10 protein-coding genes are annotated in these 12,282 nt (G+C 37.4%); 1 reads left to right on the plus strand and 9 read right to left on the minus strand.

The window, feature by feature from the left end; genetic code table 11:
* Positions 1-392 precede the first annotated feature (392 nt).
* From AC1FXZ_RS18160 to AC1FXZ_RS18170, 3 genes are all read right to left on the minus strand, one after another.
* Positions 393-1,469, minus strand: coding sequence for a bifunctional 3-deoxy-7-phosphoheptulonate synthase/chorismate mutase (locus AC1FXZ_RS18160; protein ID WP_480056271.1), 1,077 nt, complete (start codon positions 1,467-1,469; stop codon positions 393-395).
* Between the two features lie 295 nt (positions 1,470-1,764).
* Complete coding sequence (locus tag AC1FXZ_RS18165; RefSeq protein WP_480056273.1) at positions 1,765-2,226, minus strand: YtxH domain-containing protein; 462 nt, start codon at positions 2,224-2,226, stop codon at positions 1,765-1,767.
* On the minus strand, positions 2,219-2,665 hold the full coding sequence (locus tag AC1FXZ_RS18170; protein ID WP_480056275.1) for a DUF948 domain-containing protein: 447 nt from the start codon (positions 2,663-2,665) through the stop codon (positions 2,219-2,221). Before AC1FXZ_RS18170 ends, AC1FXZ_RS18165 begins: the two co-directional genes overlap by 8 nt.
* A gap of 191 nt (positions 2,666-2,856) precedes the next feature.
* On the opposite strand from AC1FXZ_RS18170, the gene AC1FXZ_RS18175 reads away from it, so the two are divergent.
* Complete coding sequence (locus tag AC1FXZ_RS18175; protein ID WP_480056277.1) at positions 2,857-3,972, plus strand: aminopeptidase; 1,116 nt, start codon at positions 2,857-2,859, stop codon at positions 3,970-3,972.
* 118 nt (positions 3,973-4,090) lie between these two features.
* On the opposite strand, the gene murC is transcribed toward AC1FXZ_RS18175, so the two are convergent.
* From murC to AC1FXZ_RS18205, 6 genes are all read right to left on the minus strand, one after another.
* Positions 4,091-5,389, minus strand: a complete 1,299-nt coding sequence (murC, locus tag AC1FXZ_RS18180; protein WP_480056279.1) for a UDP-N-acetylmuramate--L-alanine ligase — start codon at positions 5,387-5,389, stop codon at positions 4,091-4,093.
* A 376-nt stretch (positions 5,390-5,765) separates the two neighbouring features.
* On the minus strand, positions 5,766-6,866 hold the full coding sequence (locus AC1FXZ_RS18185) for a nicotinate phosphoribosyltransferase (protein ID WP_480056281.1): 1,101 nt from the start codon (positions 6,864-6,866) through the stop codon (positions 5,766-5,768).
* Positions 6,867-6,976: 110 nt separating this feature from the next.
* Complete coding sequence (locus AC1FXZ_RS18190; RefSeq protein ID WP_480056283.1) at positions 6,977-9,484, minus strand: DNA translocase FtsK; 2,508 nt, start codon at positions 9,482-9,484, stop codon at positions 6,977-6,979.
* A gap of 283 nt (positions 9,485-9,767) precedes the next feature.
* Entirely contained in the window at positions 9,768-10,562 is a 795-nt protein-coding gene (locus AC1FXZ_RS18195) for a DUF1444 domain-containing protein (protein ID WP_480056285.1), read from the minus strand.
* Between the two features lie 305 nt (positions 10,563-10,867).
* On the minus strand, positions 10,868-11,191 hold the full coding sequence (locus AC1FXZ_RS18200) for a thioredoxin family protein (protein WP_480056287.1): 324 nt from the start codon (positions 11,189-11,191) through the stop codon (positions 10,868-10,870).
* A 25-nt stretch (positions 11,192-11,216) separates the two neighbouring features.
* Entirely contained in the window at positions 11,217-12,248 is a 1,032-nt protein-coding gene (locus tag AC1FXZ_RS18205; RefSeq protein ID WP_480056289.1) for a PTS sugar transporter subunit IIC, read from the minus strand.
* Between the last annotated feature and the right edge of the window lie 34 nt (positions 12,249-12,282).

Here is a 12,282-nt window from a genome sequence, read left to right on the forward strand (position 1 = left end):
TCATACGATACTCTGATGAGGTCCGCAATGTTCTACACTACTTATATCGACATCATTCAGAAATTTTTCATAGTATTTTCATTTTATTTACTGGTTATTTACGGAAATTTCAAGATTTTACATTATAACGCACATTTTTAGTGAAAATTAGTGTTATACAAAGGCAATTTATACAAAATGGTATTTATTTATAAAGCTATTTTCGCATACTTTGTTGTTTTTGGGCTTGCGTGTATTCACATGTTCGTTCCATTTCGCTACGAGTAGAAATTTACTAATAGCAACAATCTTTACGAAAACAGCCTTTTACAAAGAAAGAGTAACCATAAAAAAACAACCTGACTAGTGAGAATAATAACACTAGCAGGTTGTTTCGAGTATCTCTAAAAAAATTATCCTTTATATAAACCTGATTCTAATAGATCATCAACAAATTTGTTGAATTGTGGGATATTCATTTGTTGAGCAGAATCTGATAAAGCTACAGCTGGGTCTGGATGTACTTCGGCCATTACCGCATCAGCGCCAATTGCTAGGGCTGCCTTTGCTGCTGGAAGTAATAAATCACGACGACCTGTTGAGTGGGTCACATCCACTAGTACTGGTAAATGTGTTTCTTGTTTTAAAATCGGTACTGCAGAAATATCAAGCGTATTTCTAGTTGCAGTCTCATACGTACGAATTCCACGCTCACAAAGCATAATATTACTGTTTCCTTTTGCTACAATATACTCTGCCGCATGAATAAACTCTTGAATTGTTGCTGATAATCCACGTTTTAATAGTACAGCTTTATCAACTGCTCCTGCAGCTTTTAACAATTCAAAGTTTTGCATGTTACGTGCACCAATTTGAATCACATCGACATAATCAACAGCCATTTCAATATCAGAAGGACTAACAATTTCACTAATGACAACCATATCAAGTTCATCAGCAACTTGTTTTAAAATTTGTAAACCTTCTAAGCCTAACCCTTGGAAGTCATAAGGAGAAGTACGTGGTTTAAATGCTCCACCCCTAAGTAGATTAATACCACGTTCTTTTAAAGCTTTTGCGACTGTCAAGACTTGCTCGTAGCTTTCAACAGCGCATGGTCCCATAACAAGGCGTTGAGTTCCATCACCTACTTTTGTTCCTTTTAGGTCAACAATTGTATCCTCAGGATGCTTTTTACGTGAAACTAGTAACGCTTTGCTATTATCTTCTTCTTGTAATTCAAGGCTTGCTTTAAATATTTGTTTGAATAAATGTTGTAATGTAGATGTCTCAAAAGGTCCTTTATTGTTTTCTGCGATATGATCAAGCATGCTACGTTCGCGCACTGGATCAAACCTATTAACTCCTTGTGTGCTTTTAACTTTACCAATCTCTTGAACCAAACGTGCACGCTCATTGATTACTTCAAGAAGCTGAAGGTTCACCTCATCTAGTTCTGTTCTCAACAATTCTAATTTATCATTACTCACTATTCTCCACTCCCTTTATGATTGCTTCTTTTTAGTATTTAAAATTTATTATATATGAAAATTCAGAGAATGTCACGACTTTTTTCTTTAATACTTTTAAGCTTTTAAGCTTTTAAGCGTTAAAGCATTCTATATATAGACTCCCTTCGGTCCCTGTACAATAAAATACAATCAGTATAAAGATGAACCCTATAAATTTCAACTATAGATAATTCGGTTCATGATAGGTTTCCTTCACTTAGTAACAACAAAAAAACTGGCACTTACGTTATATACGTGTGTGCCAGCTTTTTTCTTACTTTGCTTTTACAGTTTCTTCTTCAATTTTGGCTTCGATATCTGCCACTTCATTCTTAATTTTCTCTGCAATCTCTTCTTTAGAGTCTGAAAGCTCTCCGGCTAAATCCTCTGTAATCTCTTCTTCCATCGATTCATTCGCTTCTGTAGCCTCAGATTTTAAGTTTGAAGTTACTTCCTTAACTTTGCCAACAACTTGAGCAGATTGATCAGAGACAACCTTAGCAATTGTATTGGACTTCTCCTTCGCATAATTAGCCCACTCATTACCTTTATCATAAGCAGTAGTTGTAAATTGATTTGTTTTTTCACGTGCCAGTTGTGCTTGTTCATTAATGTCACTACGTAATTCTTTTCCTGATTTCGGCGCTAAAAATAATGCTGCAGATGCACCTACAATCCCACCAATCAATGACCCAATTAAAAAATCCTTTGTGTTCATGCTATTCTTATCACTCATAACCTTTCTCCTCCTTCTTTTCACTTTGCTCTTTTTTTTCTTTAAACTTAGTATATAAATCAATTGCAACATTGCCCCATTGTACGGCTTTTGCAATTTGATCTGACTGTTTTACAGCTTGCGTTGAGACTGTATTAGACACATGTCTGATTGACTTATTTACCTGGCCAACAGAATCCCCTAGTTCCTTAACCGATGAAAAAACCGTATTCAATGATTCTGACTTCTCTTGAAGATCATCAGCCAAGCGATTAGTTCGGTGCAATAATTCCTCGGTCTCTTTCGTAATGCCATTTACCTGTTTCTCTAACCCTGCCATTGTATTCGCAACATGATCAAGTGTGCGATTTGCTGACTTCAATGTACGAACTAAATATATGACTAATACTGCAAATGCAATTGCAGCTACTAATGCACTTATGTATAACAAAATTTCCATTCTTGATGCTCACCTCCTTGGAAGAAAATACAGTTGCTACTAAATCAACTACCCATTATACCAAGATCTTAAACATGTCTTAGTATAATCATTCTAGATAAACCCTTAAAATCCTCCTTCTTTTATTTGAACTGTTATGTTTAACTAACTTTGTATACAATAAAAATATATAAAAGTAAGGAGGCATTTTAATGAGAGATCCTAGACTTCAAACATTAGCTAAAAATTTAATTACGTATTCTGTCAACTTAAGGCAAGGGGAGAAAGTTTTAATCGAAAATTTCGGTCTACAACGTGAACTCGTTACAGCACTTGTTCAAGAAACTTATCAAGCAGGGGGATATCCTTTTGTGCTATTAAAAGATCATCAAGTTGACCGTTCGTTGCTAATGGGGGCCAATGAAGAACAGCTTTCTATGATGGCAACATTTGAAGCACAAGTAATGACTGAAATGGATGCCTATATAGGACTGCGTGCAGGTGACAATATTTCAGAGCTGGCTGATGTTCCAAGTGATAAGATGGCTTTACATGGGCAAACAGTCGGGACAAAGGTTCACCGCGAAATTCGTGTCCCAAAAACAAAGTGGGTTGTTTTACGCTACCCAAGTTCTTCAATGGCACAGCTAGCCAATACAAGTACTGAAGCATTCGAAGATTTTTATTTTAATGTTTGTAATTTAGATTATAGTAAGATGGATGAGGCAATGAATTCACTGAAGGATTTAATGGACAGAACTGATAAAGTACAGCTAAAAGGCCCCGGCACTGACTTAACCTTTTCAATTAAAGATATTCCTTCTGTTAAATGTGCTGGTAAATTAAATATTCCAGATGGAGAAGTATACACAGCTCCTGTTCGCAATTCTGTTAATGGAACCATTACATACAACACCCCATCACCTTATCAAGGCTTTACGTTTGAGAATATCTCTTTTACATTCGAGGATGGCAAAATTGTTCAGGCTACTGCCAATGATACTAGTAGGATCAATAAAATTTTAGATAGTGATGAAGGAGCAAGGTTTATTGGTGAGTTCGCAATTGGAGTCAATCCATATATCCAGCACCCAATGAAAGATATTCTATTTGATGAAAAAATAGATGGTAGTTTTCATTTCACACCTGGACAATGTTACGAAGAAGCTTCCAATGGAAACAACTCCAGCATCCACTGGGACATTGTAATGATTCAACGAGAAGAATACGGTGGAGGAGAAATATACTTCGATGATATTCTAATTCGCAAAAACGGTCGATTTGTCATACCTGAATTAGAATCATTAAATCCCGAAAACCTCAAATAAAAGAGAGTATGAAAAAAGTGATTTTTCATACTCTCTGCAATGAACAGCCATTTTTACTTCTCTAATTATAAAAAGGGTGACGAAAGTACATCGTTTTGTACTTTTATCACCCTTTTTCCTATAGAATAATTTGCTCATATGCATGTTGGAACTTCTGAATATCGCCAGCTCCCATAAAAAGAAGCACACTGTTGTCATGTTGTTTTAACAGCTCAATAGAGTCCTCTGTAATAACGCGAGCATTTGGGATTAAATCTTTTAAATCATTAATTGACAGAGAACCAGCTTGCTCTCTCGCTGAACCAAAGATATCACACAAGTAAACATAATCTGCCTCTTTTAATGAATCGGCAAATTCATTTAAAAATGTTTTCGTTCTTGTGAACGTATGTGGTTGAAAAATAGCTACGACATGATGATGAGGATACTTTTGCTGTGTTGCTTCAATGGTAGCTGCAATCTCCGTTGGATGGTGTGCATAATCATCAATCAATATTTGTTTATCTACAACCTTTTCAGTAAAACGACGCTTCACACCTTTAAACGTTTTTAAATGTTTCGCGACAACCTCTGCAGGTACATTTTCATAATGACATAGCGCTATTACTGCAAGAGCATTTAACACATTATGCTTCCCGTACCCTGGAATCGTAAAAGAACCATAAAGACTGTTACGTACATATACGTCGAAGGTAGTCCCTTCTGGTGTACTTTCAACATTTCTTGCTTGAAAATCATTATCTTCCTCATAACCGTAATAAACAACAGGAACATTAGCATGAATGCCTTGTAAATGCTCATCATCACCACAAGCTACAATCGCTTTTTTTACTTGCATTGCCATCTCTTGAAATGCTGAAAAGACATCTTGAACATCTTTAAAATAATCAGGATGATCAAAGTCAATATTTGTCATTATACAATAATCAGGATTATAGTTTAGGAAGTGACGACGGTACTCACAAGCTTCAAAAGCAAAATAAGTAGAATTTTCTTCGCCCTTACCTGTTCCATCTCCAATTAAATAAGAGGTTGGGTAAGCCGAACCTAAAACATGAGCAAGTAACCCTGTTGTAGATGTTTTTCCATGAGCACCTGTTACAGCAATACTTGTAAAGTTTTGAATGAATTCACCTAAAAAAGTTGGATACTTTTTCAACTCAACCCCTAATTCATGAGCACGTTGAACCTCTTCATGATCATCGCCATATGCAGCCGAAACAATGATTTGTTGATTACTTTTAATATTATTACGTTCAAATGGTAGTAAGGTAATCCCTTTTTGTTCAAGTGGCTTCTGTGTAAAGAATTGTTTCTCAACATCTGAACCTTGCACATTATAATTCATATCGTGTAACACCTGAGCTAAAGCGCTCATACCTGAACCTTTTATACCAATAAAGTGGAAATTTGTCATAGATGGACCTCCAAAAAATTCACATGGTTTTCTTGCGTCCAATGGAGTAATTATTCTTTCAGAGGATTTGTTGTCCTCTTACATAAATAACCTTCTGCAGCCATTGATCCATTATATCAGAAAACGAAGCTAGCTCCAATTTTAGCCGTTCTTCCGTATTGCCCCAAAATAGTATATGACATTACATGAAGAAAAGACCCAATGAAGTTTGTAAGGCTACTGAAAAAAGGTTGGCATCTACCTTTTTCAGTAGCCTCTGCGATCAGTACGCCACTTGCATTGATATGAGAAGCGTTGAACCTTCAAGAACTATCTTAGCTTCTCATAGCCTTTCATACATTTCTTTATAATGCCACTCACCAAAATCGTAGGCTTTTCAATAATCTACTAGTTGTAAACGAGGATTCTCACGTAAGCGTCGGCCTGCCTTCGCTTCATGTTCACCATTTAATAGAACGTTATCCCCTGTAAAAGCTATATTAAGTTTGAGTAAGCTTCCTCCTACACCATAAATATCAACTGGTACCCCTGCTTCTTCATACTCTTTTATTCGAGTATCATTAAAACCACCAGTAGCAATAATTTTCACATGTTGATACCCCTCATTATCTAAGGCATCTCTTAAAGCAAAAAGCAAAGTGGGATTTGCACCACGTGGATCAAATGCTCCCATAACTTCCGGATTGCGACAGAAGTATTGGTCCACCATAGTTCTAGAAGTGTCGATCCGAACTCCTTTTAATTCAGAACCAAATTCACGCGCTACTCTAAGTGAATCAGTGATAACATCATTGTTATAATCAACTAGGGCTTGTAAGTCATCTTCTGGGAATGTTTCTTTATAGGCACGTGTCGCTTCAACAACATCACCCTTAAACAATTGAATTAATGCATGTGGCATTGTTCCCATTCCCTTTTTACCCCACCACTCATTCATCGCATGTGTAGCTTGTGCTCTTGATCCTCCAATAAAAGCAGCATAGCCATCCCCTGCTTGTTGTGTAAAATGATCATCACGATCACCCATAAAAATGATTGGTTTTTGTACTCCTGAATATCTAGCCGCCTTAGCAACATTATATACATTCGTCGCAACAGATGAACGTCGAGCGAAAATTCCATCAATGAGTCCTTCAAGGTATCCAAAGTTTTCATACTTTCCTGTTATCGTAAACACTGTTTCGAATGGTTTGATCTTATCTCCATCTGCTAAAGACCTAAGTTCAAGACTTTCGGCATCTTTAGCGAACGTCTTAATCAACGCTATTACTTCATCGGTTCCACACAACACAGCGTGTTCTCTTTGGAAAAATTGCATTGTGACAATATTATTCGGACGGTATTTTTCGATAATTTCTCTCGTTTTTAAAAAGTAAACTGCAGAGAACCATCCTTCCTTTACACGTTCATCAAATTTAAAAGTTTCGTTCGTTAGACGCTTTATTTCCCCATTTAACTTCCGAGTAATCTCCTTCATCTATCTGAACTCCTTGTTTGTATCCCCTATACCAGAACAGGTAAAAGTTTTTTCTTTACTATCATATATAACCTTCTTCATTAAAACAAGGTAAAATCTGCAAAAGTCATTTATGCTTCTTTATGGTACAAAACTTCTTCTAGCTCGATTTCATCGACGAGAACATGTCTCGGTTTACTACCCATTGCTTGAGAAACGATGCCTCTTTCTTCCATCATGTCTATAAGCCTTGCTGCGCGATTATAGCCAACTCGGAATTTCCTTTGAAGACTTGAGGCAGAAGCCGAACCTTGCTCAATAACAAAGTAACATGCTTCTTCAAAATGCTCATCATCTGCTTCTTCGTGTGCCACATGCTTCAACTGCTCTATTTGTAATAAATAATCTGGCTCTCTTTGCTTTTTCACATAAGAAACGACATCTTCAATTTCTTGGTCTGACACAAACGTCCCTTGTACACGTACAGCTTTCGGAGTACCATTTTCATGGAAAAGCATATCTCCCTTACCAAGCAAACGCTCAGCGCCTCCCATGTCTAAAATCGTTCGTGAATCTGTTTGAGAAGATACAGAAAATGCAATTCTAGTTGGTATATTAGCTTTAATCAGTCCTGTTATAACATCAACAGACGGACGTTGAGTGGCCACTAGTAGATGGATACCACAGGCTCTCGCTTTCTGTGCAATACGACAAATTGAGTCTTCAACTTCTTGTGGTGATACCATCATTAAGTCAGCTAACTCATCTATCACAACTAGAATATACGGCAAGGCTGGCTTTTCTGGTGATTCAGAATAGATCTCGTTATAACGTCCAACGTCACGTACACCTTGCTGACTGAATAGCTCATATCTTCGCTCCATCTCAGCTACAACCCATTTAAGTGCAGCTGTTGCTTGCTTTGCGTCAGTTATTACTGGTGTTACAAGATGAGGCAATCCATTATAAGGTGCTAATTCAACCATTTTTGGATCAATTAACATTAATTTCACCTCATCTGGTGTTGCTTTGAATAGCAGACTAACTAAGACCGAATTAATACAAACACTCTTTCCTGAACCTGTTGCACCAGCTACCAATCCATGTGGCATTTTTTTCAAATCAGTAACGATCGGTTGGCCTGATATATCTAATCCGAGCGCCACCGTTAAAGGTGATTCTGAGCGAGTGAAATGGTTACGTCTTAATATTTCACGTAAAAAAACTGGAGTGGAGTTCCTATTAGGTACTTCAATTCCTATGGTGTTCTTACCAGGAATAGGAGCCTCAATCCGAATATCTTTAGCGGCTAAAGCTAGCTTCATATCATCTGTTAAGCCTGTAATTTTCGTCACCTTCACACCTCGTCCAGGCTGGACTTCAAATCGAGTAACAGAAGGACCCTTTGTCACATGAACCACTTTTGCATCAACATGGAAACTTTGCAACGTTTCTTCTAAGATAGATCCTTGTTCTTCGAGCCACTCTGATTCATCCGTCTCTTGTAATTCGGGATAATTGAGTAGTTGAATACTCGGATACAAGTAATTAACATTTTCTTTCTCTATTGGTCTCTGCTTCTTTGGAGCCTTATCCTGAGGAAGCATCATCACGTTAAATGGAATTGAATTTTTCTTAGGTAGTTGAGGTCCAGATTTGGCTTTATTTTTTTCAGTTGTTAGTTTAGTAGATTGAGAAGATGATTGTCCTTTGCTAGTATGTACGATCTCTTCTTCTTGATAGGAGGAAGCTTCACCCTTTTTACTAGTTGGAGTAGTTTCTTCCTGACACTCTTCCCTCTTTAGTTCTACTTGTTCTACTTGCTCTACTTGCTCTACTCGCTCTACTTCTTCCACTTGCTGTTCTTTCTGTTCTTGCTGTTCTTGTTTTTCTTCAATTTCTAGTTCAATATTTTCACTATCATTAGCTAGTTGATCAGTGTGAGCTAGCTGTGAACCTTTTTCCATGTCCCCACTTTTTTCCTTAGTATCTTGTTCAGCACGTGCTAAAGCTTCTTCAAGAACGGTTGGTAGGTTGTACACTCTGACATCGTTATTACTGTATTTTTTTAATGGTTGTTCGCCTTGCTCATTTTCTTTTTTCTCTGTAATAGTAATAACTTCATCTAATTCTAGCTCCTCTTCCAAGTAAGTAGAAATCTCATCTACTTCTAAATTTTCTACTTTCTTGATTTCAAAAGGAGAAACTGAAAAGTTATCACTGAGAGTACTTTTTGCTGTTTCTCTGTCATTGAACCCATACACCGGTGAAGGAATTGTCGTGAGCTTGAAGTCTGCAGCTTGGAACTTTAAATTGTGATTAAGATTCTCAATATCCTTTTCTTTTTTCTTCTCAATCCCTTGATTATTATCAGGGTTAGATCTTTTCCTACTTTGACGAGGTTTACCTTGAGTAATCGGATCAGCTTGTTTTGGTTTATCTTCAATTAAAGGGAATCGGAAGTTTCCTTTCTTTGGATATTGATAGACTACCCGCGATTCACTTTTCCTTCTCTCAATTGAAAATGGCTCATATGTATATCCCTTATCTTCTTGGTCATGATTCATTTGCTGCTTTTCATTGTCATCCCGTCCCAAAAGTTCTTGAAGTCTATTGAACAAGCGATGCCATGTTCCCATCTTAATCCCTCTCTTCCTTTCAATATTTCCTAATAAGCAAGGTAATTTTAAAAGAGGTTGACTTGAATCGAGAGTCAACCTCTTTTTTTTCATTTTATTTTATCGCTTAATTCACCCAAGCTAGATGATTGAAAGAAACGTATCTATTATTTTTAACATAAGTGTGTCACCAATTTGATTACAAAACACGTTCATTCGGGTAATCTCCTTTGTTCCTTCCTTCTTGCGTTTATCATTGTACCACAAAAACGCAAATGATGACGGGTCTTATAGTACCAAAAATCTATTTGGGCTTTCTTTGTGCCAAAATAAACGTAGGTTCTAATTCACCGTCTTCATAGAGGAAAGGCAATGCGGTTACTGGTACTCTTCCTTCCCCAAAGAATTGGAGAGCAAGTTGTGCGAGCACATCATAGCCTCGTTCATTTACTATGTCAGCAAAAATCAACACATCTTGATGAGGGAGCGCCACAGCCAATTGTCCTGCTGCTCCTCTCTCCATCTTTTCTAACAAGGATTGATCAAGTACTCGACTAGCGTCAAAGCCATCCTTCGCTCTCAGAAAATAAAAGCGGTTTCCAGCAACCGTATCTTCTTTTAATGGTTGAGGTAGTGACCTTACATTGAACATCGCTATTTCACGGATCTTTTCCTTCGTAAAATCCGTTTCCTCTAACATCGAATCTTGTATTAATGTATACGATTCACCTTGGTCTACTACATAATATATTCGAGTTTCCGCCGTATGTTCATCGTATAGTAAAGCATTTCCTTCCTTTGTCTCAGTCGGAAATGAACTTGATCGAATAACCGGGAAAATCTTTTTCTCGTTTTTTGAAAGTGTCGGCTTATTCTTCATTGCCTCTAGTCCTACTTCGACATATCTCACTACTTCCTCGATTGATCCAAACTCTTTTCGTTCCCATTTGGCTAACAATGGTTTTAGCGAGAGCGTCACTCCTTTTCTTATCTCATCATCTTCTATACGTAAAGTAGACTCTTTATGATTATAGGTTATTGTCCAACCATCTCTTGTTAATCTTTGTTCAATCTCTTTTCGAAATTGTCTCATTTCCATCAATGATCCTCTCCTTCTACTTTATATATTTTATCAGAAACAAATTCGCGATCCAAACTCAATGATTTTTCTGCTAAAAAAAAAGCCACTCACATTTCAGTTGAGTGGTTTCGAGTAGTTCCAAAAAGGTAAAGATCAACCTTTTTGTTTATTTTTTTATAATTTCTCAGAGAGGTGCAATGGCTTCTCTCCCTGCTCGTAAGTTCTGAGAAGAGCACTCAGCCCTTACTTAAAACCTTGCAGGGGCTTCGCTCATTGCTTCGAGTAGTTCCAAAAAGGTAAAGATCAACCTTTTTGGAACTACTCTAAAAGTGTGATTCGGCTTTTGTTAAGAATGTTTCGATTTCTTGTTGCGATTTGCGATCTTTGCTGACAAAGCGTTCAACTTCTTTTCCATTAACATAAGCTAGAAAACTTGGGATACCAAAGATATCTAGTTCTGCACATAAATCAATGAATTGATCACGGTCAACATAGTAAAATGTAAAGCTAGGAAAGTCAGCTTCAATTCTCGGTAAAGCTGGTTCAATTACTTTGCAATCTGGGCACCAGTCGGCCGAAAACATAAAGATGGCCGCTTCCTTATTTGCAACTTCTTTAAATTGTTCAAGACTTTGGATCTTTTCCATCTTCTCCACTCCTATCAAAAAATAATTATTGCTCAATTTTCATATCACCATAACGAATAGTTCCTCTTTTTCTCATCCATTCAGAAATGATTAAACTAATTATAGCAGGACCTATGAAAAATAGTATTAAAACTGCTAGTAATACATTTATTGAAAAACCCATATCAGTAAACGTCATAATTGGACCAACTAATCCACTAGTTCCCATACCTGCTCCTGCCGGGTTATTTGTCATCCCAAAGCCAACAGTTGCAATTGGTGCTAAAATAGCACCTGCTAAAGTTGGAGGTATTAAGATATATGGATTCTTTACGACATTTGGTACTTGTAACATTGACGTACCGATTCCTAAAGATACAAGGCCTGACCAACCATTCTCTCGATAACTGCTAACTGCAAAGCCCACCATTTGCGCAGCGCAACCAACAGTTGCAGCACCTGCTGCGATCCCTTCAAGCTCTAGCATAATCGCTAACGCTGCACTTGAAATCGGGGCGGTTAAGGCTAGTCCCATCAGTGTAGCCACAATAACTCCCATAATAATCGGTTGTTGTTCTGTCCCCCACATAATAAGAAATCCAAATTGTTGCATGCCAGCTTGTATCCAAGGGCCAATTAATGAAGCAGTTAGGAAGCCTGTAACAATTGTTATCAAAGGGGTTAAAATTATATCAAGCTTCGTTTCTCCTGAAATAAGTTTCCCAATCTCCGTTGAAATAACTGAAGCGATAAAAGCACCTGCTGGTCCACCTAGCTGCGCGCCTGCTGCTCCACTTACGATGGCACTAAAAACCACTAATTTGGGTGCCTTCAGTCCATAAGCAACTGCGACGCCAATTGCAGGTCCCATCATGCTCATTGTAATTGCTCCAATTTCCTGCAACCACTCTCCTGCAATCTGCATATTAAGGTGAGTTGCAAACTGCTCCCCAACTGTATTAATAATTAAGCCGATAATAAGAGAAGCAAATAGACCTAAAGCCATATGACTTAGTGCGGTTATAAAGTACGTTCTCCAAGACAGGTCTACACCTTTTTTCTTTAAGAATTCTTTCAAAGTCAAATCCTCCTATTTAAAGAATCCGCTTATT

Source organism: Halalkalibacter sp. HAAS-P014 (assembly GCF_056619965.1).